This is a genomic window from Acetobacter sp. DmW_136 (genome assembly GCF_008690365.1).
Lineage (GTDB): Bacteria > Pseudomonadota > Alphaproteobacteria > Acetobacterales > Acetobacteraceae > Acetobacter > Acetobacter oryzifermentans.
This window is the reverse complement of the sequence record NZ_VHON01000016.1, coordinates 1-26,682: the sequence shown is the minus strand read 5'-3', so window position 1 is coordinate 26,682 and position 26,682 is coordinate 1. Positions and strand designations below refer to the sequence as shown.

15 protein-coding genes and 1 pseudogene are annotated in these 26,682 nt (G+C 50.2%); 6 read left to right on the top strand and 10 right to left on the bottom strand.

Annotated features, from left to right (window positions below):
• Positions 1 to 20: 20 nt before the first annotated feature.
• The 3 genes and pseudogenes from FKW31_RS06465 to arfB all read right to left on the bottom strand — a co-directional run bounded on the left by FKW31_RS06465 (position 21) and on the right by arfB (position 9,516).
• Positions 21 to 8,580: pseudogene (locus FKW31_RS06465) on the bottom strand (GH36-type glycosyl hydrolase domain-containing protein).
• Positions 8,581 to 8,632: 52 nt separating this feature from the next.
• Positions 8,633 to 8,851 carry a hypothetical protein gene (locus FKW31_RS06460; protein WP_150178100.1) on the bottom strand — a complete coding sequence of 73 codons (219 nt, stop codon included), beginning with the start codon at positions 8,849 to 8,851 and terminating at the stop codon, positions 8,633 to 8,635.
• Between the two features lie 242 nt (positions 8,852 to 9,093).
• A complete protein-coding gene (gene arfB, locus FKW31_RS06455) occupies positions 9,094 to 9,516 on the bottom strand; it encodes an alternative ribosome rescue aminoacyl-tRNA hydrolase ArfB (RefSeq protein ID WP_150178099.1) in 423 nt (140 codons plus the stop codon).
• Positions 9,517 to 9,696: 180 nt separating this feature from the next.
• On the opposite strand from arfB, the gene FKW31_RS06450 reads away from it, so the two are divergent.
• Positions 9,697 to 11,832 carry a catalase gene (locus FKW31_RS06450; RefSeq protein ID WP_150178098.1) on the top strand — a complete coding sequence of 712 codons (2,136 nt, stop codon included), beginning with the start codon at positions 9,697 to 9,699 and terminating at the stop codon, positions 11,830 to 11,832.
• Positions 11,833 to 11,896: 64 nt separating this feature from the next.
• On the opposite strand, the gene nhaA is transcribed toward FKW31_RS06450, so the two are convergent.
• Positions 11,897 to 13,132 (bottom strand): Na+/H+ antiporter NhaA, encoded by a 1,236-nt coding sequence (nhaA, locus tag FKW31_RS06445; RefSeq protein ID WP_150178097.1) that lies wholly within the window; start codon positions 13,130 to 13,132, stop codon positions 11,897 to 11,899.
• Positions 13,133 to 13,232: 100 nt separating this feature from the next.
• The gene (locus FKW31_RS06440; RefSeq protein WP_150178096.1) at positions 13,233 to 14,417 is read right to left on the bottom strand and encodes a lipase family protein; all 1,185 of its coding nucleotides are present in this window, start codon (positions 14,415 to 14,417) and stop codon (positions 13,233 to 13,235) included.
• 136 nt (positions 14,418 to 14,553) lie between these two features.
• On the opposite strand from FKW31_RS06440, the gene FKW31_RS06435 reads away from it, so the two are divergent.
• The 3 genes from FKW31_RS06435 to shc all read left to right on the top strand — a co-directional run bounded on the left by FKW31_RS06435 (position 14,554) and on the right by shc (position 18,076).
• Entirely contained in the window at positions 14,554 to 15,135 is a 582-nt protein-coding gene (locus tag FKW31_RS06435) for a TetR/AcrR family transcriptional regulator (protein WP_150178095.1), read from the top strand.
• A 168-nt stretch (positions 15,136 to 15,303) separates the two neighbouring features.
• Positions 15,304 to 15,858, top strand: coding sequence for a TetR/AcrR family transcriptional regulator (locus tag FKW31_RS06430; RefSeq protein ID WP_006115474.1), 555 nt, complete (start codon positions 15,304 to 15,306; stop codon positions 15,856 to 15,858).
• A gap of 55 nt (positions 15,859 to 15,913) precedes the next feature.
• On the top strand, positions 15,914 to 18,076 hold the full coding sequence (shc, locus tag FKW31_RS06425; protein ID WP_006115473.1) for a squalene--hopene cyclase: 2,163 nt from the start codon (positions 15,914 to 15,916) through the stop codon (positions 18,074 to 18,076).
• A 118-nt stretch (positions 18,077 to 18,194) separates the two neighbouring features.
• Here shc and FKW31_RS06420 read toward each other — a convergent pair whose 3' ends face one another.
• Genes FKW31_RS06420 through FKW31_RS06400 form a run of 5 tightly spaced genes read right to left on the bottom strand, consistent with a single transcriptional unit; the run spans position 18,195 to position 24,794 of the window.
• Positions 18,195 to 18,443 (bottom strand): hypothetical protein, encoded by a 249-nt coding sequence (locus FKW31_RS06420; RefSeq protein ID WP_238332752.1) that lies wholly within the window; start codon positions 18,441 to 18,443, stop codon positions 18,195 to 18,197.
• Positions 18,444 to 18,496: 53 nt separating this feature from the next.
• Positions 18,497 to 19,948: a TolC family protein gene (locus FKW31_RS06415; RefSeq protein WP_150178094.1), complete on the bottom strand. Its 1,452-nt coding sequence runs from the start codon at positions 19,946 to 19,948 to the stop codon at positions 18,497 to 18,499.
• Positions 19,949 to 21,076, bottom strand: coding sequence for an ABC transporter permease (locus tag FKW31_RS06410; protein ID WP_089178997.1), 1,128 nt, complete (start codon positions 21,074 to 21,076; stop codon positions 19,949 to 19,951). It abuts the gene before it with no gap.
• Complete coding sequence (rbbA, locus tag FKW31_RS06405; protein ID WP_150178093.1) at positions 21,076 to 23,811, bottom strand: ribosome-associated ATPase/putative transporter RbbA; 2,736 nt, start codon at positions 23,809 to 23,811, stop codon at positions 21,076 to 21,078. Before rbbA ends, FKW31_RS06410 begins: the two co-directional genes overlap by 1 nt.
• Positions 23,811 to 24,794 (bottom strand): HlyD family secretion protein, encoded by a 984-nt coding sequence (locus tag FKW31_RS06400; RefSeq protein ID WP_150178092.1) that lies wholly within the window; start codon positions 24,792 to 24,794, stop codon positions 23,811 to 23,813. Before FKW31_RS06400 ends, rbbA begins: the two co-directional genes overlap by 1 nt.
• Before the next feature lie 415 nt (positions 24,795 to 25,209).
• Here FKW31_RS06400 and FKW31_RS06395 point away from each other — a divergent pair, with 415 nt between their 5' ends.
• Positions 25,210 to 25,485: a SelT/SelW/SelH family protein gene (locus tag FKW31_RS06395; protein WP_035353756.1), complete on the top strand. Its 276-nt coding sequence runs from the start codon at positions 25,210 to 25,212 to the stop codon at positions 25,483 to 25,485.
• A gap of 579 nt (positions 25,486 to 26,064) precedes the next feature.
• Positions 26,065 to 26,682, top strand: a 618-nt coding sequence (locus FKW31_RS06390; RefSeq protein ID WP_150178090.1) for an energy transducer TonB, incomplete at its 3' end; no start/stop codon positions are given.

Sequence of the window (26,682 nt, the reverse complement as noted above, 5' to 3'; positions counted from 1 at the left end):
GTTCTATGTTTATCAGATATTCATGAACCAAGGATCACTTCTACTTTATGTAAAAGCCCATCATCTTTCATATTTATTTGATGCGTCATGTAGCTTTGCATGCCATCTATGGTGATCTTTCTTACACCACGGCAAACATGATCCGGGTTTTTTACCAGAATACTGTAACGCGCTGTTTTCCACTGCAATGTTACCTCAAACTCTGGCCAATGCTGCGGAATGCAGGGATCTATCAAAAGCTTGTCCCCCTGAATGCGTACACCAAGAATGGTTTCGGTTCCCACCCGTTGCATCCAACCGGCAGAGCCTGTGTACCAAGACCACCCACCACGCCCAACATGCGGGGCTTCAGAATATACATCAGCCGCAATAACGTAGGGTTCCAGCCTGTAACGTGCTGCTTGTTCCGGTGTTTGGCTATGGGTGATGGGGTTAAGCATATGGAATAATGTTTGGGCCAGATTGCCATCGTCTAAAGCTACAATGGCCATAACTGTCCATAACGCTGCATGGGTGTACTGGCCGCCGTTTTCACGTATGCCGGGTGGGTATCCTCGAATATAACCGGGGTCTGGCATGGCTTTATCAAACGGTGGCGTAAGCACAAGAATAAGTCCGTCCTGCTCCCGTACCAACCGATGAACGGCAGAGCGCATGGCATGGTTGGCCCGTTCTGGCGTGGCTGCACCAGAAAGTACAGACCAAGATTGAGAAATGGCATCTATCTGACATTCCGGCATGGTGTGAGAGCCCAGCGGCGTGCCATCATCAAAATAGGCTCGCAGGTACCAATCTCCATCCCATGTGTGTTCCAGCGCCTTGGCCAGTTTGCGGGTATGCTGCTGCCATTTATCAGCCCGCATATCTTCATTCCGAGCACGGGCAATGGGGATAAATATCTCAAGTGTGGTGTAGAGGAACCAGCCAAGCCACACACTTTCCCCTCGGCCCTGTTCTCCTACACGGTTCATGCCATCGTTCCAGTCTCCCGTGCCCATGAGGGGAAGGCCATGAACGCCTACAGCAAGGCTCCGATCAAGCGCACGGGCACAATGCTCAAACAGTGTAGCACTTTGTGCCGAGTGTGCTGGCACCATAAAGTTATCATGCTCGGTTATGGGCAGCGGAGGGGCTTCCAGAAAACCAATAGTTTCATCCAGAACAGCAAGATCCCCCGTTGTGTTAACGTAATGCGCAACCGTGTAACCAAGCCATGTGCAATCATCCGAAATATGGGTGCGCACGCCTGCTCCTGTCTGCGGGAGCCACCAATGCTGTACATCGCCTTCCACAAACTGGCGGGAAGCGGCCCGTATCAGATGCTCTCGCACCAGAGCAGGGCACGAAACCGCAAGGGCCATGCCATCTTGTAACTGGTCTCTGAAACCATAAGCGCCGCTGGCCTGATAAAAGCCTGCGCGTGCGCGCACGCGGCTGGAAAGTGTTTGGTACAACAACCAGCCATTCAGCATGATATCCATGCTGCGATCTGGGGTTTTAACCTGAACAGAACCGCAAATGCTGCGCCACTGCTGTTTGACATCATCCAGAACGGTATCCAGATCAACCGTCCGATAACGGGCAATCATCTGCCTGGCTTCTGCCTCGTTTTCCGCTTCTCCTAACAGAAAAACAATTTCTACGCGGCCATCTGCAGGCAAGGTAACTATGGTTTGCAAAACACCACATGGATCAAGCCCAGCACCGGTGCTTCCCTGCACGGTATCGGCTAGTGTTAAGGCATACGGGCTATCAAGCGTGCCATTTCTGCCAACAAAGGTTGTGCGGTCTCCCGAAATGGCGGTTACGTAGCCACCAATATCAGCAAAGGCAACGCGGCCTCCGTAAACGGCACTCCAGCGATTGTAAGCAAATAGTGCTCCCGTAGCGTCATCTATTTGCGTTGTAATGAAAGATGCTGTTTTGGCGCGTGCCGTCCCAAGCACCCACTCAACATATCCGGTAAGAGAAAGCGTGCGAGCATGGCCTGATAGGTTGTGCAGTTGAATGCGAGAAATCTTTATAGGGTCTTTTACCGGCGTATATTGCAAAAGCGTGCTGGCTATGCCGTGTGCAATACGATCATACTGCGTATAGCCATACCCATGCCGGCTGACATAGGTGGCATCTATATCTCGGCGGATAGCAGCCGTTGGGCTCCATAATACTTTTGTATCTTCATCCCGCAAGTAAAAAACTTCGCCCGGTTGGTTACTGACAGGATCATTAGACCACGGAGTAATCTGGTGCTCACGGCTGTTTAGCGCCCATGTATAGCCACTTCCTTCGGCAGAAGCCTGAAAGCCCGCAGTATCATTGGCAATAACATTAATCCATGGGGCTGGCGTTGTGCGACCGGAAGCGAGTACAACCACATATTCCTGTCCATTCTGGGCAAACCCACCGTGACCATTGAAAAATTCAAGCTCAGGAATATCGGGCACCTTGAACGCACTGGGTGTAAACACATGCGGTGTTTGAAACAGAACAGATTTAGGAGCTTCGGCCGCATTGGCCTGATCAAGCTGTTCTGCCAGCCCCTTATCTGCCGAAAGAACAACGCGGGCAGCCGCCAATAAAAGATTCTTTACCGGTACGGAAATCAGATCTGCTCGCAAAATGCAGATAGAGCCCGCGACAGTTGCCCTTTTGGGCATAGAGCGCACAAGATTTTCAAGCGTGTTCTGTAGATCTTGTAAGTAGGACGATGGGTGCTCATTCATCAGCACAAGATCAACAGCAACCTGTTTGAGCCGCAAGTATTCATGCGCCAGCAAAACCTGCCGGATAATATCTGTATCTGGCGTATCTTTTACACGCAAAACCATTAAAGGCAGATCACCAGAAATACCTTGTTCCCATAGTATTGGCTGGGCAGCCATCCCTTGCATGATAACTGCGGATGATGCGCGCAAAGCAGCATTTGCAAACAGAATATGGCCCGCCAAACGCTGGAACAGATCTGCTTCTGCTGGGGTAATATCAAAATGTCGGAACTGAATCTGCGCTTGTGTCCAGGCCAGTGTGCGTGCGCGATCCAGCGCGGTATCATCCTGATGCACCTCAATCAAGCGCTCCAGTTCCTGACGGGATGAAGCAACCATTGTCCAAAACGTTATCCGTGCTGTAGCACCGGGCTTGATGCTTACGCGGCTACGAATAGCAAAGCAGGGGTCCAGCACCGTGCCGGTTTGCCCAGATAGTTGTGTTTTACCCGTTAAAGCCGCAGGAGATCGCGCTGTGCGGCCGCGTCCAATAAACTGCGCACGGTTTGTTTCCACCGTGATGGGGGTAGAGCACACGGCTACATGCGCAGCCCAGATTTCAGGCTCATCGGGGGTACGCCTCCTACGGGTTGCTATAAGGGTTTTGGCTTCCGGCAGGTAATCTGTTTCTACAAATAGTTTGGTGAAGGCCGGATGCGCGAGATCTGAATCTGGGGCAAGCAAAGCCAGTTCTGCATAGGATGTGATATCTATTTCAACACTATCATAGCCAGCATTAAAAACGCTCAGATAGCGTCCATCAGCATCATCTTCAGCAGAAACCATGACCTCCACAGTTGTTGTTAGAGAGCCATCGCGCCGGGTGAATTCGGCGCGATCTTCATGGAAAACACTTACGTAATCATCCGGCTCCTCTCCGCAGGGCTGAATGCCAGCAGACCATACTTTCCCGGTCTTTACGTTTTTCAGGTAAAGATAAGACCCAAAGTTATCCAGCGTTGGATCTTCCCGCCACCGAGTAACGGCTTGTCCCTGCCACATTGTGTAGCCAGACCCCGCTGCTGTGAGCATGACGGTATAACGACCATTGGAAAGAAGGTGCGTAATGGGTGCGGGCGTATAATCCGTGCCGTAGTACCTACCAGATGCCGCTTGTGGTAATTCCGAGCGCGGCAGAGGATATTCTTCTATTGGCAGAGGATGAGCCACAGCGCCTGTGCGTGGCGCACGTTCTTGCAATAACAGTTCGGCCGAGGCAATCACGGGGTCATCATGGAAGCGCTTTCTCATGATACCGTCCAGAACTGCATCTGCCACGGCAAGAATGGACATGCCCTGATGGTGTGCCATGTAAGCCTGCACAATAGCCATTTCCTGCCCATCCGGCACACGCTCCGGAGTATAATCCAGCGCTTCGTAAAAACCGTAACGACCGTGTGCCCCTGTTTTTTCCAGAACAAAAAGATTGGCAACAGCTTTTTGCGGATCAACCATAGCGGCCAGCAAGGTGGCATAGGGGGCTACAACTCTATCCTGCCCAAGGCCACGTTTTAACCCCAGCCCCGGAACGCCAAAGTTTGAGTATTGATAGGTGTAATCAACATCCCGCACATTATAGGCGGATTCCGAAATCCCCCATGGAATATTGTGAGATTGCCCATAAGCAATCTGGCGCTGCACAATAAGCGCGTTGGTTTGCTGGAGCAGGCTACCTATAGGCGCACGCATAACCAGAGAGGGCATAAGATATTCGAACATGGAACCCGACCATGAGACCAATGCTGCTCCGCTGCCAGCAGAGGTTAGGGCACGACCTAGACGGAACCAATCCCGCGCAGGAATGTCTCCTTTTGCAATGGCAAAAAAGACTGCGAGCCGAGATTCAGAGGCCAACAGATCATAACAGTTACTATCGGAGATATCTTCAGTAACAACAAACCCGATAGACAAAAGTTTGCGTGCAGGATCACGCAAAAAAGCAAAGTCCATGCCGTACGCCAGCATGGTTGCTTTGCTCTGCAATGCTTTCAGCCGGGTTTCAAAGGTTGTGTTATGCGTATAGTCCAAATCACGCAAATGGCTTTCAAGCGCTTTTAATGGCGCCACACACCAGAAAAGTGGGCCTGACGTTGTTTGTTCTTCGGCTGCATTGGTTTCTGCATAAAGATGGGCTGCGTGTTCTGCTATAGTTTGCGCCTGTTTCAATAATGCTTGCAAACTCTCCTCTGTTTTGACTTCAGGGGCTGCCAGAACAGATGTTTTTAACCGCGCGAGGGCTCGGATAAGAACTTTTTGCTGTTTTGTATTCTGCAGCCGTTCTCCATTGCGGAAGGTAAGATCTGTAATGGCAAGGGTAATGGCATCTGCTATACCTTCGCGCCACATGGAGGGTTGGGCTGTATATGCAGTCCACTCACAACAAGCACGTGCCAGCGCGACAAGGTGACCAGCAAAATTACCGCTATCTACAGTAGAAACATATAAAGGAGCCAACGGCTCCAGATCAGCCGTACTGTACCAGTTATATAAATGCCCTTTATATTTTTCTAATTTGTCTAGTGTTTTTAAAAGTATTTTCAAGCCGATCTATTGTATCAGCCAAGCCGTTCCAGCCAAAATCATAGGCGCTAACTGTGCATAAAAGATAAAGCCCTATATTGGTAGGCGATGTACGTCTGGCGATAACAGGAGAAGGAACTTCCTGAAAGTTGTCTGGCGGAAGCATGTGGTCATCCGCCGTTACAAATTCTTCAAAAAAGCGCCATGTATTGCGGGCTGTAAGACGTAAAGTGCGAATATCTGTGCGGGAAGGGCGCGATTGGGCCGTTAAAACGGCTGCGCGACTTGTCCATAACCCAATAGCAGGAGAAAACGCCCACAGAATAGCCAGAGGACCAATAAAAATCAGGTTTCCCACATCCTGCATGGTAACTTGTAGAACAAGAATAACCGCAATAAGTGGGCCAGAGAGCATTTTCAGGTAATATTGTTGCAATCCGGACTGTAGAAGATCCGCCGTTTGCGCTGCTGGCACCCATTGCAGCAAATAGCGCCTTGTTACAAAAACACGCCCAAGGGTACGGATAATGGCATCACCTAACAAACAAGCCTGATGCACCAGAAACGTGATGTTAAGTGCCGTCATAACAACGGCATTGGAAATGGATGCCCCCAAAACATTAAAATAACTACGGAAACTGATCCACTCCCGGCGTGGCACAATATCGGGAATAACTGGCAAAAAAGCAGGTATCGCCATAATCAGAAGGATAAACAGTGTCCAGATACCAGCGTTTTCTGGCAACAAAACCCAGCAGATAATCAAAGCCAAAAGCGTAAAGGGTGCGCATAAGGTGCGGCGCAGATTGTCCACCATTTTCCAACGCGCAATTCCAGATAAACTGTTGCGTGGGGAAGGGGTGCGAAATATGCCTGAAACAATCCAGGGAAGTAGCTGCCAGTCTCCTCGTGTCCAACGATGGAGCCTTTGGGCTGCAACCAAATAGTCTGTTGGAAATTCCTCTATCACCTCAATGTCAGAAGCCAATCCGGCGCGCGCAAAAATACCTTCAAACAAATCATGGCTTAAAAGGGTTGCTTCTGGCACACGCCCAGCCAAAGCGGCTTCAAACGCATCAATTTCGTAAATACCTTTGCCTGCATAAGACCCTTCTCCAAACATATCCTGATACAGGTCTGATATTGCAGATGAATAGGCATCTATACCGCTAGACGCGGAGAAAATACGCTGGAACAAAGTGCTTTGATGCCCGATAGGCAAAGATGGCGTAACACGAGGCTGCAAAACGGCATAACCTTGCTGCACACGCCCGGTTGTTGCATTAAATTGCGGCGCATTAAGGGGATGCGCCAGTTTACCCACCAGTTTTTTTACTGTTTCAAGGGGCAGACGTGTATCGGCATCCAGCGTGACGATATATTTTACAGCTTGTGGAATATTCTGGCAGCATTCTGCCAAAAAAGTGGTGTCAGACGCACCGCGCAACAGGCGGTTTAGTTCATGCAGTTTTCCGCGCTTACGTTCCCACCCCATCCATACACCTTCACTCTCACTCCAAACCCTGTGGCGATGTAGAAGGAGGAACCTGTTGCCATCAGGCACAGATCCGTATTTTTCGTTAAGATGGTGAATACCGGCAGAAGCTAACTGGAAAAGTGCATCATCTTCTGGTGCAGATGCCTCTGAATGATCAGACCAATCTGTTAAAAGCGCAAAGTAAACACCGCTATCATGAGTGGCCAGATAGTGGACTTCCAAGCGGGATAAAAGTTCATCCACCGTTTTGACGTTGGTAAGAAGGGCAGGAATAACCACCATTGTACGCAATTTTACGGGAATACCATCTAAAAGCTCCAACCCCGGCAATGCCGTTACCTTGGTAACACGCAAAGCCAGCCAGTTGATGCATGCAACGGCTGCTTCCAATGCGGGTGAAAAGGCCAGAACAGCCACCAACAAAATCCACGGGGACCAAACATTTTCCTGAAAAGAAAGCCACACTGGCCCAGTCAGAAAAATAAGCGCCAGCATAAACACAACCACGGCATAGCCTGTAATGCCGCTTTGGCAGAATGTTTGGGCCAGTTTTCTGGAAAGATTAGGACGAAAACCTATAGAGGCTTCCAGAATGGAACGCCCTTCCATCACAAGATAATAACCGGGATCATTCTTGCGTTGATCAAACGCATTGGAAGCAGCAGCTTCTTGCGCTAAAAAAACAGCCTTCTTGGCAATATCAATTTCATCAACAGTGCTGCCATAAGCCAAATCCTCAATAGCTTTGCGGTAGAGATCTCGGCTGGCAAAATCTGCGCATGTAAAACTTGCATATTCTGCAAATACTGTATCAACCAAGCAAACTTGTTCAAAAATCTCTGCCCAATCAGATTCTGCAATATGTCGCAGACTGGTAATAATATTTCGAATAGTGGCGTTAAAAGCGCCCTGCGTTTGTAAATACTCTTGAATTCCTTGCTCAATATCTGTTTTTTTATCTGCCAAGCGCTGTTCTAACCACACAAGAACAGGGTTTTTTTCTGGATCTATACCGCGTGAACGATGCGCAAGCTGCGCCGTAAATGCTGGCGTAATAATGCGTGGGTCTATTTGGGATAATATGGCAGACAATGCAGCAGCATCGTTCTTTCGGGTGGATGCAAGCTGATCTGCCAACAGATCAGCCGCTTGCTGGCTTGCGTGGCTATCTATAATGGCACTTACAATGCGGCGCAGGTTTTCTATTAAAACAATGCGCAAGGTAATGGGAACAGCCCAAAGCTCACCTATCGTAAGCGGGGCAACCGTTTGATAGGCAAGCAGAAACTTACGCAGAAAATCTGGCTGTAAGTAACTGTCTGTATGCGCAACAAAAGCCCACGTAATGCCAAAAACGCGCGGCAAACCAACAAAAGGGCCATTCGCAAGTTTGGGAAGGCGCGTATAATACCCACTCGGCAGATCCAGACTGGTCTCTCTAATCTGCATATCAATAAGGGCATAGTTATCTGCCAACCACTGGGCTGCTGGCGGTAACAGTCGGCCCCTTTGGCTAGCCTTGGTAACAGTTTCATTGGCCGCTGCAAGCAGGGCGGCATTTTCAGCTAACCTGCGTTTAAGGGGTTGTCCGCGCCGGTTATGCTTGGCGGGTACAACAGCCTGTGCGGCCGCCAGGCTTCTGGCATGAGCCTCCAAGCGTTCAATACCAAAAATTTCGCTTTTTATCGGGAAGAGGTCAGCCTGTATGTGAACGTGAATATGCCCCCCAAACAAACGGCGCAAAAATGAACGTCGGGCATTTTTGGGGCCAGTATCTGATAGTTGTTCTGTATGCATGTACCAACTCCCTGATAAGGGCCGTACAAAGCTGTAATGCGGCCTTTATTCGTTATTTACGGAACAGGCTTTTTCTTGTTTTTACGCTGGGAAAAGGCACTTTTTCTTCTAACAAAGTATGGTTTTTCACCATTTTGTTTTCTGTATTAGTGGAATTTGGCAAAACATTTTTACTGGCTGCGTTGCCACCATCAGTTATATTCTGCTCCACCTTCTTTTTTGTTTTTGAAGGAGCAGAAGGAGCCTGATTGTTTACAAAGTGAGTGCGCATATTCTTTCTCCATCCAAGAGAAGTCAGCCGCAGATGTTTCGATTGTACTTTAGGTAGATTTCGAGAAAGAAAATCATGTAACCAGACAGATAGAATATAATTCTAACCGCCAAGTATTGAGCCGTTATTCAACGCAGGAACGGATGAAACGTTCCAGAACGGATTGGGCTCTATGTAAGGCAGAGCTAAAAATAATTTTCAAAGGAAATGCCAGCCCATCCACATTGGCTTATTTTACAATATCAATCATCAAACCGCACTGTGCGCCCCTGTTTAATACGTGCGCGATGCGCTTTTCCCTGCAACCGCCGTTGGCGCGCTGCGCGACTAGGCCGGGTGGCAACACGAAAAGCCGGACGATGTGCAGCCTCACGTATTAAAACGGCTAAACGTTCCACTGCGTCTTCACGGTTGCGCTGCTGAGTGCGAAACCGTCGTGCTGTAATAACAATAACCCCATCACGCGTGGCCCGACTTCCGGCCAGTTCCAGCAAGCGCGTACGCACGCGATCTGGCAAAGAAGCAGAATGTGCCGCATCGAACCGTAATTGGGCAGCCGTAGCAACCTTGTTTACATTTTGCCCGCCAGGGCCAGACGCTAAAATATAAGTGACCTCCAATTCGGAATCGGCCAGAGAAATGTTGGGGAGGATAGAGATTGCCATAAGGTCAGCATAACACGTTTTGTGTTGTTATGCTTGTGTGCCCAAAATCTGCCGTTGGAACCATTTTGCATCTCATGCGTAAAATTAAGAACACGGGGAGCGACGAAACCTTAGAAACGCGCGATTTAAGATTATGTAAAGGGACGACGCTCCCGCCGAAACACGGGCGAGGAGAAGATCATGGTTGTCAAAAAAAATACGCCAAGCAAGACTGCTAAACATGGTTTAAAAACAGATAAAAATAAAATTGAACCAAGCTATACCGAGCAACAAGGTAATGGGGGAGAAACACACCAGCAAGCTGGTGGTGATGTGGCAACACTTACCTCTGCTCAGGGTATTCCTATAGCGGATGATCAGAACACTCTGCGTTACGGTGCACGTGGCCCGGCGTTAATGGAGGATTTCCATTTTCGGGAAAAGATTTTTCATTTTGACCACGAGCGTATTCCCGAACGCGTTGTGCATGCTCGTGGCTATGGCGCACATGGGTATTTTGAACTGACAGACAGCCTTGCAGACGTTACGCGGGCCGCCATTTTTCAGAATGTGGGGGAACGCACGCCTGCCTTTGTCCGATTTTCTACGGTTGCAGGCTCTAAAGGTTCATTTGATGTCGCGCGGGATGTCCGTGGGTTTGCTGTCAAGCTTTATACCAAGGAAGGCAACTGGGATCTGGTTGGCAATAATATTCCGGTATTTTTCATTCAGGATGCCATCAAGTTCCCGGATATGGTGCATTCTGTAAAACCAGCGCCAGACCGTGATTTTCCGCAGGCGCAGTCTGCCCATGACAACTTCTGGGATTTCATTTCGCTAAGCCCAGAAAGCTTTCATATGATCATGTGGGTGATGTCTGATCGGGGTATCCCGCGTTCCTTCCGTTTTATGGAAGGATTTGGGGTGCATACATTCCGCTTTTTAGACAGCAATGACCGCTCAACCTTTGTGAAGTTTCATTGGAAGCCCAAGCAGGGCTTGCAGTCTGTTGTGTGGAACGAAGCCGTTAAGATCAACGGGGCGGACCCTGATTTCCATCGGCGAGACCTCTGGAGCGCAATTTCCAGCGGAGACTTTCCCGAATGGGAACTTGGTGTACAGCTCTTTGATGAAGAATTTGCCGAAAAGTTTGATTTCGATGTGCTGGACCCCACCAAACTTATTCCAGAGGAACTGGTGCCTGTCAGAATAGTGGGCCGCCTGGTACTGAACCGCGTTGTTGATAACTTTTTTGCCGAAACAGAGCAGGTGGCCTTCTGCACACAGAATGTGCCACCCGGCATTGATTTCTCAAACGACCCCCTGCTGCAGGGCCGAAATTTCTCGTATCTGGATACACAGGTCAAACGGCTTGGTAGCCCCAATTTTACGCATATCCCCATTAATGCTCCTAAATGCCCCATGGCGCATTTTCAGCAAGATGGGCATATGGCCATGCACAATCCCGTAGGCCGCGCCAATTATGAGCCGAATAGCTGGGGGGCAGCAGGTGGCCCGCGTGAAAACCCCAAACAGGGCTTTCGCAGTTTTGCGAGCGAGGAAACTGGCCCCAAACGGCGCCTGCGGCCTGAAAGTTTTTCAGACCATTACAGCCAGGCCCGGCAGTTTTACATCAGCCAGACACCCATTGAGCAGAAGCATATAGCAGACGCCATTACGTTTGAGCTGAGCAAGGTGGAACGGCCAGATATCCGCTCTCGCGTTGTGTCGCATCTGCTGCATATTGATGAGGAACTGGCAATAACGGTAGCAGACGGGCTGGGCTTACCATTGCCAGAACCCGCACAGGGAACACAGCCTACACGCACAGATCTTCCGCCATCTGATGCGCTCAGCATCCTTAAGAATGGGCCAAAAACATTTGCTGGCCGAAAAATGGGTATTTTGGTGACAGATGGTATAGATGCAGAGCTTTTTGCTGCACTTATTGCCGCCCTTCAGGCAGAAAAAGCCGATTATGAAGTCGTTGCTCCCAAAATTGGCGGCATTACATTATCGGATGGCACCAAGATAACGGCGCAACAGAAAATAGATGGCGGCCCATCTGTACTCTACGATGCCGTAGCCATTCTTGCTTCCAAGGAAGGTACAAAAGTGCTGGCCGGTAATCCAGCAGCCAAAGATTTCCTGAGCGATGCTTTCACGCATAACAAATTTATTGGCTATTCTGCAGAAGCTGGCACGTTGTTTAAAAAGGCAGGTCTGGCAGAAGATGTTGATAAAGGCTGCATCAAACTTGAGAGCAAAAACGATGCCACTGCATTTGTAAAAACCTGCGGCGCACTCCGCTTCTGGCAACGTGAAAAGCTGGATTAAGAATACACATCAGCCCTCACACGCGTTTATAAACGTGGGTGAGGGCTGCCCATTTTTCCAAAAGCTATTTGTTACTCATAGCCTCATAATTTGCAGGATACTGGCTGCGCTGTGTAACGGGTGAACAGCGCAACCAGCACCAGCCCGCCAAGGCCGCAATAACAGACCCGGCAAAAATCCCCAGTTTTGCTGATACTACCGTATCCATATCCTGAAATGCCAGACCGGCAATAAACAAGCTGATGGTAAAACCAATGCCACATAGCAAGGAAAGCCCAAAAAGCATTTTCACCGATGTTGCCGCTGGGGCAGGGGCTATGCGCAACTGGAATGACAATATGGTTGCTCCAAACACACCAACGGGCTTTCCCACCACCAACCCCAATATGATGCCAAGGGGAACAGGAGCAAGAAGCCTGCTCAGATGCACGCCAGCAAGAGAAACCCCAACATTCATAAAGCCAAATAGGGGAAGCACCAACCACGTAACAAAAGGTGTTAGTGCGGAGGATACTTTTTCAAGCGGTGTTATTTGTTCTGTATTTTTTGCACATGGTTGGGCGGGCAGGCAAAGACCAGTAATAACCCCGGCAAGCGTTGGGTGCAGGCCAGAAGATAAAAGCATGCCCCAAAGCAGCAAGCACCCAAGGGCGTAAACCCACACAGATCTGCAATCCAACAACCGATTTGCAGCAATCATGGCCATGGTTACAAAAAGCACACCTGCCAGCGCGGGCCAATAAAGGGCAGAACCGTAAAACAGGGCAATAACAACAATGCCCAACACATCATCAAAAATGGCAAGAGCCATAAGCCACGCACGCGCCCCCGCAGAAACACGCGCCCCCAGCGCCATAATAACGGGCAGTGTAAATGCAGCATCAGTGGCTACAGGAATGGCCCATCCATGAAATGCTTCTGCATGCCCATGCGTTACCAAAAGGTAGGTAAGCGCTGGCACAACCATACCCCCCAACGCGCCAATTAATGGCAAGGCAATCTGGCGCATGGATGAAAGATGGCCCGAAACCATCTCTTTCTTGATTTCCAGAATAATCAGCAGAAAAAACAGCGTCATCAACCCATCAGATACCCATGTCGTGAGTGTATCTGGCATATGCTGCTCTAAAAAAGGCAGCCGCATAGGCATTGTAATCAGGGTTTCATAACCATCAGACCAAGCCGAGTTTGCTAGGGCAAATCCTGCAAGCGAGGCTAGAAGTAGGGCTGTTGCACCTCCTGCGGGAGATTGCAAAAAACGTTGGATACGGTGAACACACGCAGCAGAAGTATCTGTCATGCGTGCATATTGAAAGCGTTACATACCCCACACAAGGGAAGAAAAGCGTAAAACCGCCACTTCTCTTCCTATCAGCAAACCCCAATATGTCTGGGTAATTTTATTCCGGGGTTGGGGTGCATTGCGGCGTAACAGCTTGCCCGTTCATAACATCCTGCGTGAAAGAAGCTGAATCTGGCAACGAGGCATTTACCGTCTGATCATGGTTCAGGCTTTTGTAAATATGTGCCTGCACCACTGTGCCAGCAGCACAGGCAGCTTTTACCAGCCCGAGCTGAAGCTGTGGTGGCACATCCTTATCCAGCTCTCCTGTGCCCATAAACAGTGGTTGCGCCAGATGCATGGTAGGATATTGCATGGCCTTTAAGGCTGGAGCGAGATTTTTTGCAAAGTCAGGCTGAAGTGAATTGCTAAAATTCAACCCATCTGCCTTCACCTTATCTGTCAGCTCATGCACACATAAATTGGCTGCGGCACGGTAGGCTGGCATGGCTTTAGCTGTAAAAACGCTTTCTGGCTTAAAGGCTGTATCATACCCAGAAAGCCCCTGCGCCAGATAAAGCGTATAAACCATAACAGGATTATACGGCGCATTATCCGGCGCGGTTGCTATTTGCTTAAGCAGTTCTGGCGTAATATACGGCGCACCCGTGGCCACAGTGCCTCGGATATTCAAATCTGGCGCATATGTTGGTGCAAACGCAGCAGAGGCAAACGCTGCCCCACCACCCTGAGATTGCCCAACAATCATGATTTTGTTCTGCAAATCTGGCACCGAGGCCAAGGCCGCCTTCACACTGTCCAGCAGGTTATAGGCTTCCACGCGCGCGTTAAGATACGGATGAATACCGGAGGTTCCCAAACCCTGATAATCCGTACCTACTACGGCAAAGCCACGTTTCATCCATTCAGAGAGATAACGCTTGTTACGTGCACTCCACGGATTGTTAGAGGGCGCGCAGTGGCCTGCAACACCTACCGTACCATGCGCCCAGGCAACAATGGGCCACCCACCAACAGGCGGCTTGCCTTGTGGTAGAATAACTTCTGCCGTAACCGGCACCAGCCCTTTGCCCGTAATACCATTGGTGGAAAGGTAGGTGATGCGCAAGGATCGCCCAGCATCAGGCAATGTAAAAGCCACAGGCAAAGATTGAGACGATGTCAACGTACCAGCCGCACCAGATGGAGTTGCCGATGCAGCAATGGCGCCGGAACTTGCACCCATAAGGCAAAGACCAGCAACCAAACGAGAAACATGATAAACAGAGGGGAGAAAACGCAAGAGATATCCTTCTTCAGGCTATTGGTCTTGTGTTTGACCGCCCGATACGCTGCAACTTAACAACGTTAAGAATGGAGCATGAGAAAAGAAAGTCAAGTGTTCTAATGGCTATCGCGAATATTCCGGAAAATACATCATGGCCCAGCCTGTTCAGCCTAAAAAAGCTTACCATCATGGAGATCTGCCAACCGCTCTTTTGCGTTCTGCGCGCGCCATTCTAGAGGAACAAGGCATTACAGCCCTAGGGCTGCGGGCCATTACGCGCCATACGGGTGTCTCACAAACAGCCGCAATTCCGCATTTTGGAAATTTAACAGGCTTGCTCAGTGCGCTGGCAACAATAGGATATGAAGAACTGGCGGCAACGCTTACACCGCTGCTTAATAAAGGGCCACACGCTGTTGGCGTGGCCTATGTACAATTCGCCATGCAACATCCGGGCCTGTTTACCCTTATGTTCCGTAGCGATGTAATTGATAGAAAAGACCCGCATCTGGCTGCGGCTGCGGCCAAAACATCCGCCATGCTCACTCAATGTGTAGGAGACCTAAAAGGCAAGCATTCCGCCCATACACGTGCTGGCGCACGCGCAGCCTTGTGGGCCAAGGTGCATGGCCTAGCTGTATTGGCGATAGACGGCCTTTTGGAAGCCTTGCTGACGCGAGAAGGCGAGGGCATGACTCCGGATGCGCTTATTGAAGATGCTCTTAGACTGTAAATTTTGTTTTTATATTTATTATCATATAGTTATGAATGATTCTTCATTTGGAATGAATAGCTTTCTGCTATTCTAAAAATGCATCCGTGCATTCCAATAATGCGGTTGCACAATCATCGCTCCCATTTTAATTCCATCCAGACGGATTGAAATAATAAAGGACGGTGCATGGGCCGCCGCAGAACCATTGATCGGGAGAGCGTTCTGGACAGCGCGGAACAGCTTGTTCAGAAGGGCGGGGCAACTGCTTTAACGCTTGATGCCGTAGCCAAGGCCGCAGGAATTACCAAAGGCGGCCTACAGTATTGCTTTGGCAATAAGGATGATCTGATTACCGCCATGATTGATCGCTGGATAGCAGCGTTTGATCTGGAAATAGCAAAATATGTGGGGCCCAAGGCTTCTCTGGCAGAGCGGGCACGCGCCTATGTTATGGCCTGCCGCCAGATAGATGCCGCCACGCAAGCCAGAATGGTGGGAATGCTCATTACCTTGTTGCAATCTCCCAAATACCTCAACCGGATACGGGAATGGTACGCCGGATGGTTTGGGGATTGTAACGCCACCTCGGAAGATGCGCATCAGGCGCGTACGGCAATTTTTGCCGCGGAAGGGGCTTTTCTTCTCAGAAGCTTCGGCTTTATCGCTATGGATCAGTCTGGATGGGATACAGTGTTTACAGATTGCCTGCGGCTTATTACGCCCCAAGCAGAAACACCGTGATCTTTAAAACAGGAACCAATGAGTCTTTCATGATATTTCGCGCAGGTATGACACAATGAATATGGCAAGCCGTTTTTCATTAAAGAAGATTTTGCGTTCTGGTTCAGACACTCAGGGAACAAACGTTAACACCCTTATTCAGTCTGGAAGCTCGGATATTGTGCGTCAAAAACCTGCTCCACAGGTTCCGGCAGATCTGTCCGCCCTTAAGGCAATGGGAAACAGCCTGACCCATACGCTCTCTTCTGCCTGTGAATGGCTGATGAAACAGCAAAAGCCCGATGGACATTGGGTTGGATCTGTTGGTTCCAATGCCTCCATGGAAGCTGAATGGTGTTTGGCCCTGTGGTTTTTGGGGCTGGAAGACCACCCTTTGCGGCCACGTCTGGGTAAGGCGCTACTTGAAATGCAGCGTCCGGATGGATCTTGGGGCACATATTATGGCGCTGGTAGTGGTGATATCAACGCAACGGTGGAAGCCTATGCAGCACTCAGATCTTTGGGTTACGCAGAAGATGACCCAACAGTTAGTAAAGCCGCAGCGTGGATTATCAGCAAAGGTGGCCTGAAGAATGTGCGTGTATTCACCCGTTACTGGCTGGCCCTGATTGGGGAATGGCCGTGGGAGAAAACACCTAATCTTCCGCCAGAAATTATCTGGTTCCCCAATAATTTTGTGTTTTCCATTTACAACTTTGCGCAGTGGGCCCGTGCTACCATGATGCCGCTGGCTATTTTGTCTGCGCGTCGTCCATCCCGTCCATTGCGTCCGCAGGATCGGCTGGATGCCCTTTTCCCTGGTGGCCGGGAAAACTTTGATTACGAACTGCCCACCAAAGAGGGCAGGGATGTTATTGCCGATTTCTTCCGTATGGCTGACAAAGGGCTGCATTGGCTCCAAACCTCTTTCCTCAAGCGCGCTCCTTCGCGGGAAGCCGCCATTAAAGACGTGCTGGAATGGATTATCTGGCATCAGGATGCAGATGGCGGATGGGGGGGCATTCAGCCGCCGTGGGTGTATGGTCTGATGGCCCTGCATGGTGAGGGTTACCAATTCCATCATCCTGTTATGGCCAAGGCCCTTGATGCGCTAAATGATCCCGGTTGGCGGCATGATAAAGGAGATGCCAGCTGGATTCAGGCCACAAACAGCCCGGTGTGGGATACTATGCTCTCCCTTATGGCGCTGCATGATGCCAATGCCGAAGAACGCTTTACCCCAGAAATGGATAAAGCTCTGGATTGGCTGCTATCCCGCCAAGTGCGCGTAAAAGGGGATTGGTCTGTTAAGCTCCCCAACACAGAACCCGGCGGTTGGGCGTTTGAATACGCCAATGACAGATACCCCGATACAGATGATACCGCCGTTGCACTCATTGCCCTTGCATCCTGCCGCAACAGGCCAGAATGGAAAGCCAAAGGCGTAGAAGAAGCCATTGGCCGTGGTGTTCGGTGGCTGGTAGCTATGCAGAGTTCTTGCGGTGGTTGGGGTGCTTTTGACAAAGACAACAATAAGGGCATTCTTGCCAAAATTCCGTTCTGCGATTTTGGGGAAGCTCTAGACCCGCCATCGGTAGACGTAACAGCGCATGTTCTGGAAGCGTTTGGCTTGTTGGGCCTTCCGCGTGATCTGCCGTGTATTCAGCGTGGGCTTGCGTATATCCGCAAGGAGCAAGACCCCACAGGGCCGTGGTTTGGCCGTTGGGGTGTGAATTACCTGTATGGCACAGGGGCCGTTCTGCCCGCTCTGGCTGCCTTGGGTGAGGACATGACACAGCCCTACATTTCCAAGGCGTGCGATTGGCTGATTAACTCCCAGCAAGAAAATGGTGGCTGGGGCGAAAGCTGCGCTTCCTACATGGAAGTGGAATCCATTGGCCGCGGCACCACAACACCATCTCAAACGGCATGGGCGCTTATGGGGCTGATAGCCGCCAACCGACCCCAGGATTATGATGCCATCGCCAAAGGCTGCCGTTATTTGATTGATTTGCAAGAAGAAGACGGAAGCTGGAATGAAAAGGAATTCACTGGCACGGGCTTTCCCGGCTACGGCGTGGGCCAAACCATCAAACTGGATGATCCAGCCATTTCAAAGCGCCTGATGCAGGGGGCCGAACTCTCACGCGCCTTTATGCTGCGTTATGATCTTTACCGGCAGCTTTTCCCGATTATTGCACTTAGTCGTGCTTCCCGTTTAATCAAAATCGGGAACTGATGCTGCAATGCTGGCCCATAAGGATACAGGATTACTCTCCTGTATCCTTATTGCGTGAAATGCTGCACACATAACACTGCGCAGCGCGGGTAAGATGTTGCAGCTACAAATCTTGGCTTTAATGGCCAGAGGGCGTTATCTGGTCCTGATGCTCCGCAGCTTGGCTACTTGTCATAGCCATATCACTGCCGCCTTGCATACTGCCTCCACCACCTCCTCCATTACCACCACCGCCACCAGCTTTTTCTGATCCGCCATCTTTCCCTTTGCCGCCAGATGCCTGCACGCGGGTTGGCCCTTGTGTGGGAATACTCAGATCAGATGGAATGGGGGCAAGATCCAGCGCCTGCCTTACAAAATTGCGCAAGGATACAATCCGGCAAACAGTATACCTAAAAATACAACAATCAGGTGCTGGCCTTACCGTTTGGTTGTTTGCGTATCCCAACCGCCACCAAGAGCACGGGCAAGACGCACTGTTGAGAGGGCCTGCCGAGTTTGCGCACTTACCAGTTCATCTTGTGCAGAAATCTTTTTTATCCGGGTTGTCAGAATATCCTGCATGGTAAACTGTCCGCCCTCATAAAGCCCCTGCGCCTGAGTTGTGGCGAGGGTGAGGGATGAAACTTCTTTGCTCAGGCTGGCAATATTCTGGTCTGCGCTGGAACGGCTTTCATAAGCATCTTCTACTTCTGCCAAAGCTGTCAGCACAGTTTGATCATACGATGCCACAGCCTGTTTAAGCTGAGAGTCCGCCGCGCGTATCTTGGCCTGTATGCGCCCAGCCGTAAAAAGAGGCAGATAGGCATTCACAGCCATAAGCCCACCAGAACCAGATACACCCGGAATGCCATCAAACCGCAAACGCCCATCACCACCAAAAAACTCTAACCCAAACCGCGGCAAAAGGTCTGTTTTAGTGCTAATCAACCGTTCTAGATTGGCCTGCACAATGTTTTTTTGCAGCAATACATCGGGCCTGCGGTCTAATACTGTAGAAGGCAGTTCCGTAGCAGGCGGCGCGGGCACTCGGTATTGAGCCGGTGCGGTGAGATCTGGCGCTTGTTCTGGGGGTAAGCCGGATAGAATAGCCAACCGATGGCGGCACGCATCCAATGCGGCAACTAATAATGGCCTTTGCGCCTGCACTTGCTGAACCTGCGCTGTTATGGTTTCCAGATCAGCCCGTGTGGTCTGGCCTGCATCAAACCGGGCCGTGGCATACCGCACAAGCTCCTGCAACGTGCGGGCAGATTGATCCAGCAACACAATGCGTTGTTGCAGCCCACGGGCTGTCAGATAGTTGGCAGCCACATCTGCTGCAATAGCCATATGCGTGCCATGTAGCACGTCTGCCGCTGCCAGAGCCATATGTTGCGCAGCCCGTTTACGCGCACGGTTGCGGCCCCAGATATCTGGCTCCCACGCCATGGTTATGCCAGCCAAATGCCCATCTGTTGCTGGGTCCTGAATATCCGGATCTGCCATCTTCATGAGCGGAGGCACCGGATGCCGCCAATCCACACCACCGCCCATCATGCCGCCTGTGGCCCCAATGGTGGGATACAAGGCAGATTTGGCCATTTGTGTATAGGCGCGAGATTCCTGCACGCGCTCCTGCGCCATCCGTATTTCGGGGTTAGCAGCCAGCGCATTCTGCACAAGTTGATCAAGCAACGGATCCTGCCACGCTGTCCACCAGTTTGTTAAGTCCGTAGGCTGTGCATCCTGTGGCGCGGCATTGAACTGAGCCGGAATAGCCACATGCGAAGGTGGTAGCGTGGTATGGAAAGGAGAGCACGCTACCAAACCAGCGCAGAGAAAAGTGCTGAGCAATAGGCGCGCAGAAAATGAGGAAAGAGACATCAGCATTCAATCCTGACGGGCAAGCATGGAGCGGAAGCGAAGCAGCGCCATGGCAAGAAAAAGAGTAGAAGAGAACACAATAGCCAGCAGCGAAGGCCAGATACTTTCCAGCCCAGCACCGCGATATAAAATGGATTGTGAAATTTTGACGAATTGCGTGGTCGGAAAAAACCGCACCAGAGATTGCACAGCCTCTGGCATGCTTTCTACCGGCGTAGCTGCGCCAGAAAGCAGATAGGCCACAGCATAAACAGGCACCACCAAAAGCCCAAATTGCGGCATGGTGGGCGCAATGGTGGCCAGCATCATCCCCAGCGAAGTTACAGAAAACAGGTATAGAATAAGGCAGGCAGCAAACAATAACGGCGAGCCAGAAATAGGCACGGCCAACCCAATATGCACGATAATCCAAAGGGAAAGCATACTGGCTACAAAGATAACAGCACCATTTGCCAGAATTTTCCCAATAGCAATCTGGCTGGCAGAAACAGGCAAAACAAGCAGATGCTCAATGGTGCCATGCTCGCGCTCACGAATAACAGCTGCCCCAACCAGCACAATGGAAAGAATTGTTGCATTGGTGACAACCTGCATAACAGATGTAAACCATGCAGATTCACTATTCGGGTTAAAACGGATACGGCTTTCAGGGTGAAATGGCATCAGCTTATTGATATCGGGGGAATGAAGCTGTGCCTGTACTTCACCCAGAAAAATCTGTTGCAGATAAACACTGCCCAGTCCAGCCTGTGTCATGGCTGTGGCATCAATCAGTTCCTGTATCTGCGGCGTGCGACCTGCCAGAACATCGGCCTCAAAACGGGGCGGAATATCAATAACAAAATTGTACGTGCCGTTATCCATACCCGTTTTGCCGTCAATACGGTTGGTTAGGGTAGGGGGTTTGAAGTAAGGCGGTAGCACAACAGACCGCAATTGGCGGGAAAGGGCTGAGTGGTCTTCATCAATAAACGCAACTGTTGCGTTTGCAACATCTACGCGCACCCCATGCGCCACAAGAACAATAGCCGCAGAAAATGCAAAAACAATCAGACCCATCAGCACAAAATCGCGCATCAGGCTATGAAATTCCTTGCGGCACAGAAGGCCGACATTCATAAGCCAGCGCAGCATCACGTATCCTGCTTTTTCAAGAAAAGGCGCGCCCCCACCATGTAAAGGGCCGCAAAACCACCCAACGCCAGATACATGCCAAGAAAGGATTGAACGCCCAGCCCCTTTGTAAAACTGCCAAGGCTGATAAGCTGAAACCACGAAGCCGGAAAAGCTTTACCAAGATAGTAGGTGAAGCCCGTAAGTGTTGAAACCGGATAAAGCAAACCCGAAAAATTGGCAGACATAATCAGACAGATAATGGCCGTGCCAAAAATGGCAGCCACCTGAGAACTTACAAAAGTAGAAATCAGCAGCCCCAGCCCGGTGCTGGCCAAAATATACAGCGTAGCCCCAATACTCAGCCCGATAAAAGAGCCCTTAAGAGGCACACCCAGAACGGTAACAGAAAGTGCTACCAGCACCAGATAAGCCATAACAGCCAGGGCCACATAGGGCAGTTGCTTGCCCACCAGATACTGCCCGGAACTGGCGGGGGAGGCATACAGGTTCATAATAGAACCAATCTCCTTTTCCCGCACAACACCAAGGGCTGTAAGCATGGTGGGAACAAGAATAAGCGCCAGCATGATAGTGCCGGGAGTCATGGCGTAAATACTGCGAAATTCCTGATTGTACACAAAGCGCGGCACAATGCTGACGGGTATCAACCCAGATGTTACGGATGTCGGCAGGGTTTTCTGCATATTGGCCATATAGGTTAACAGCACGGCATCTGTATAAGAACGCACATTGGCGCTTAAAAAGGGCATGGAGCCATCAATCACCACACCAATGGCAGGGTTACGGCGTGCAGCAACATCACGCCCAAAACCGGGGGGAATATCCAGCCCCATTGCAACCTGTCCATGCTGTATGCGCGTTTCCAGTGTTTCGCGATCTGGCGAGAACGCAGTTTCCTGAAAATAGCGGGAGCCCCGAAACTGCTCCACAAGTTCACGGCTGGCGTGGGTATGATCGTAATCTACCACGGTGTAGCGAATGGTATTGATGTCGAACGAAATACTGTAAGCTGAAATCAACAGCAAAATAGTCGGGCCAAGAATGGCAAACATCAGCCGCAGGCGATCACGCATCAGTTCCACAGCCTCACGCCGCGCAAAAGCCCAGCAGCGTGAAAACCAGCGTATATAAGGCGGTATTGTCCGCATTGCAGCAGTTGATTCTGAAGCGGCCTGTTGAGGCTTGGCAACAGCTATGGAATTGCCCGCTTTTTCTAGGCAAGCAATAAAAGCATCTTCCAGAGTGGAAGCACCTTCCTCCTGCGTAATTTCTGCCGGGGTGCCCATGGCCAGCACTTTGCCCTTATCCATAAGGGAAATGCGGTCACACCGGGCGGCTTCATTCATGAAGTGCGTAGAAACAAAAATGGTCACATGTTTCTGGCGTGAAAGCGCTACAAGATGCTTCCAGAACATGTCCCGCGCAGCCGGGTCTACGCCAGACGTTGGCTCATCCAAAATAAGGATATCGGGGTTGTTAATGCAGGCAGCCGCAAGTTGCAGCCGTTGCCGAAACCCCAAGGGCAGGCCTGTTGGGCGACTATCGGCCTCTGCCCCCAACTGAAAGCTCTGGAGCATGTTGTCAACACGCTGTTTGGCCTCGGCTGGCGGAAGCTGAAAAAGCTCTGCCTGCAACATAAGGTTCTGGCGTACCGTCAATTCTTCATACAAAGAAAAACCTTGAGACATGTAGCCAATACGCATGCGCGTTTTCATATCTCCCGGTGTTATCGGGCGGCCAAACAGGGTTGCCGTGCCACTGGTAATATCCAGCAGCCCTGTCAGCATTTTCATGGTAGTGGATTTACCGCACCCGTTAGAACCCAGAAAGCCAAAAATCTCACCCCGACGGATACGGAAGCTAACGTGATCTACCGCTGTGAAAGATCCAAATTTGCGTGTCAGGTTTTCTGCATCAATAACGGGAGAGCTGCCATCATCCTGATAAGGCGGAATTGTAAAATCCGAAATTTCTTTTTGGTCTGCCGCAGGTAGAAGAGAGATATAAGCTGCTTCCACCGTTGTGGTGTGGGTCTGCTTTTTAACTTCCTCCGTAGGGCCAGAAGCCAGAATACGCCCATCATTCATGGCCACCAGCCATGAAAAGCGCTCGGCTTCATCCATATACGCGGTAGAAACAATAACCGTCATGGAGGGCCGTTCAGCCCGCATTTGTTCCACCAACGCCCAGAACTGACGCCGAGAAAGTGGGTCCACCCCCGTTGTGGGTTCATCCAGAATAAGCAGATCTGGCTCATGCACCAAAGAGCAACACAGGCTGACCTTTTGCTTCATACCGCCAGAAAGATGGCCTGCAGGCCTATCGGGAAAAGGGGCAAGGCCCGTGGCATCCAGCAGATGCGTAATACGGTTGGCGCGGGTTGTGGCATCCAACGCAAATAGCCGACCAAAAAAATCGATATTCTCGCGCACGGAAAGGGTAGGGTAGAGGTTCTTGCCCAACCCTTGCGGCATAAAAGCGAGGCGTGAAAGAAAAGCCTCCCGCTCGGCTCTATTGCTGATATCCACCCCAAGCGTGTGAATAGACCCCTGCTGAAGATGCCGAACGCCTGCAATCAGCCCTAGAAGTGTTGATTTACCAACACCATCTGGCCCAATAAACGCAATGGTTTGCCCTGCGGGAAGGGTGAGAGAAATATCGTGCAGAACATTACGCCCATTATAGGCATGGCTTACGCCTTCAACACGAATTCCAGCAGCAGATACCTCCATTATCTGGCATCGCCAGACAGTGCAGCTTTAGGCCATGCTGCATCTGGCCGTTGCTTGATATAGCCTTCACCCGTCATTCCAGCTTTTAACAATGCGCCAAGACGTTTCTGTTCATCCGCGGTTACACGCAGTTTTACACGGTATACAAGCTGTTCACGCTCGGTGGCTGTTTCCACATATTTTGGCGTAAACTGAGCCTGACTATCAATAAAGGAAACGGTTGCAGAAACAGGCATATCCATCCCATCAAACCGGATACGCGCTTCATCACCTACTTTAAGATTATTAATGGATGCAGTGGGGAAAAACAACGTCATGTAAGGGTCAACTGGATCCAGCATGGAATACACGCGCCCACCTGGCGGTAAAACACTACCTGTTTCAATAACGCGGTATTCGATACGGCCAGAAACAGGGGCACGGATAGTCATATCATCCAGCACGGTCTGAACCTGATTAACCTGCGCTACGGCTCCCTCCTTGGCATGCAAGGCTTCCTGCACAGCCTGAGAGGCTGCATTTACCGCTGCTTGTGCTGTTTCAACCTGTGTGCGCCTTTGTGTCACTTCCATATCGGAAATCAGGTTCTGTTGCCGCATCTTTTGGGCATGGCGCAGTTCATCATGCGCAAGTTGCAATGCGGCCTGCCGCGCTACAAGCTCAGCCGAGGCCCGACCAGCCGCACTTGTGGCGCGGTTTTCCTGCGCTCTTGTCTGGTCGTATTGTGCCTGAATGGTGGCTTTATCTTCCTGCGCAAGAATTTGGCCAGAGGTTACATTATCACCTTCCTGCACCAGCAATTGCGTAATGCGTCCGGGGTATTTTGCGGCCACATCCACACGGGTAAATTCCAGCCGCCCATTGCCGTAAATAATGCCATCAGGAACACTTTGAGCCACTTGATGCTCATGCCACGCGAAGGCTCCACCCGCGACCGCAAAGAGAGAAATGGCGATAATTGTAATTTTGGCAGGAGCTTTCACAATAAACCTTGCTGAAAAAAAGCGGATCACAATGCGTTAAAGCGCAGCATGCAGACAAGGCAATATGATTAAATAATGACACGTCAGTCAAGTTATTATTTTATACATATGAACCCTTACCGTAAAATCTATAGACCTATAATTTTTTGGCCATGTAAAATAAGAGAAGTGTAAAAATACCTCAATGATCTTGATCAAGAAGGCGGGGAAAACAGATGAAATCGTGCAAAATATAATTTGACATTATGTTCATTTTTATAAATCTGATTTCCCAGCGCGTAATTCTTATAAACTATAACAAAGTTATTACATCAAAGCGTCTATATGGATTTAAAAATAGATCCTACTGTGGCCATTCTATAATGCGTTCATTCGCTTTATGATATTGCTCACTCAAAAAGTGGAAGACACACTTATGCCTTTGCCCCGCGTTTCTATTCACTACTGCACGCAGTGTAATTGGCTTTTGCGTGCCGCATGGATGGCGCAAGAGCTTCTTTCTACTTTTGGAAATCAACTTGGCGAGGTCGCTCTTTGCCCTGATACAGGCGGAAAGTTTGAAATCCGTGTAGATCACGAAATGATATGGGAGCGCAAGCGGGACGGAGGCTTCCCCAACCCTAAAGAACTCAAACAAAGGGTAAGAAACATCATCGATCCAGAAAAAGACCTCGGTCACATAGATCGATAAAATTGGTGCATCAGAGGCAAGGCTGGAGAGATGTTTTTATCTTTCCAGTCCATATTAAATCCCTCTCATCAAAATATTGAAGACATCGTTAAGCTTTTAAAATTCAGTCGTATGAAACAATTTAAAAAACCTCATTTTAACTAACGCAGGCAAATAAACTTTCATTGTCAAAGTTTTTTAAATCGCGTTTGCTAAACGCGTATCTAGCCGTGCGTCTTGACACGCTTTTTTACAAAATTGCGCCGTACGGAAAGGCTCATGCTTTGCCAGAATATCGTGGGCCCTTATAAAATAACTATAAAAAATAGTCTTTTCCCAATTGACTCATTTTGAATGTTATATCTACATAAAAACCTTATGGTTTCGTTATTTTGAGTGGAAACAGACATGCGCTGCTATGATTCTGACAGGCACAGCCTTCCCGATCACTATTTGGCAACGAGGAAGTGCATTTTTTGTTTTTGGTAAGAAACGAAAATTTATCTTACCTTCGAAAAGTAACAATTTATCAGGAATAATATTTTTCTAGAGTTGCTTTTTCAAAATTTTCTCAAAAAGCAACGGAGGGAAACTGGCGTAATGCAGGATAACTCTCAACAATCGGAGGGGAAGGAGCGTTATGTTCTTCGCGCTGGTGGTGCGGTTGGAGCTGGTGCGCTTATAGCGGTTCTTCTTTTGCATGGAGCTGGTGTGTGGGGTCTGATGTATGGGATGGGCACCACAGCAAGCGTGCCTGTTGAGCATCCGCCGATTAAGGCTGAGATGCTGCCACCCCCTCAGCCGCCCCCGCCGCCACCTCCACCGCCGCCGCCACCGCCGGTAATGGCCGAGCCACCACCACCGTTCATTCCGCCGCCCAAGATCAAGGTGCCGCCACCGCCCAAGCCGCCCATCAAGCATGTGGCCAAGGCGCCGCCCAAACACCCGGCGCCACCGCAAACCAAAACGGCCAAGGCGCCACCAGCCACCACCGAGCCTGCAACCAGCGCACCGCCATCCGATGCGCCGGACACCACGGCTGGCACGGCGCCGCTGAACCATGTGCAGCCGGTCTATCCGCCAGAAATGGAGGAAGACAATATTGAAGGCCGTGTGACAGTGGCATGTGATGTGGAACCTTCGGGCATGACCAGCAACTGCCATGTGCAGTCGGTTTCTGGGGGGCAGGCCTTTGCTCAGTCTGCGTTGGATTACGTG

Coding starts and splice junctions, on each gene's coding strand:
- FKW31_RS06460 (WP_150178100.1), bottom strand. CDS start 8,851: ATGCGCACTCACTTTGTAAACAATCAGGCTCCTTCTGCTCCTTCAAAA.
- arfB (WP_150178099.1), bottom strand. CDS start 9,516: ATGGCAATCTCTATCCTCCCCAACATTTCTCTGGCCGATTCCGAATTG.
- FKW31_RS06450 (WP_150178098.1), top strand. CDS start 9,697: ATGGTTGTCAAAAAAAATACGCCAAGCAAGACTGCTAAACATGGTTTA.
- nhaA (WP_150178097.1), bottom strand. CDS start 13,132: ATGACAGATACTTCTGCTGCGTGTGTTCACCGTATCCAACGTTTTTTG.
- FKW31_RS06435 (WP_150178095.1), top strand. CDS start 14,554: ATGGCCCAGCCTGTTCAGCCTAAAAAAGCTTACCATCATGGAGATCTG.
- FKW31_RS06430 (WP_006115474.1), top strand. CDS start 15,304: ATGGGCCGCCGCAGAACCATTGATCGGGAGAGCGTTCTGGACAGCGCG.
- shc (WP_006115473.1), top strand. CDS start 15,914: ATGAATATGGCAAGCCGTTTTTCATTAAAGAAGATTTTGCGTTCTGGT.
- FKW31_RS06415 (WP_150178094.1), bottom strand. CDS start 19,948: ATGCTGATGTCTCTTTCCTCATTTTCTGCGCGCCTATTGCTCAGCACT.
- FKW31_RS06410 (WP_089178997.1), bottom strand. CDS start 21,076: ATGCTGCGCTGGCTTATGAATGTCGGCCTTCTGTGCCGCAAGGAATTT.
- rbbA (WP_150178093.1), bottom strand. CDS start 23,811: ATGGAGGTATCTGCTGCTGGAATTCGTGTTGAAGGCGTAAGCCATGCC.
- FKW31_RS06395 (WP_035353756.1), top strand. CDS start 25,210: ATGCCTTTGCCCCGCGTTTCTATTCACTACTGCACGCAGTGTAATTGG.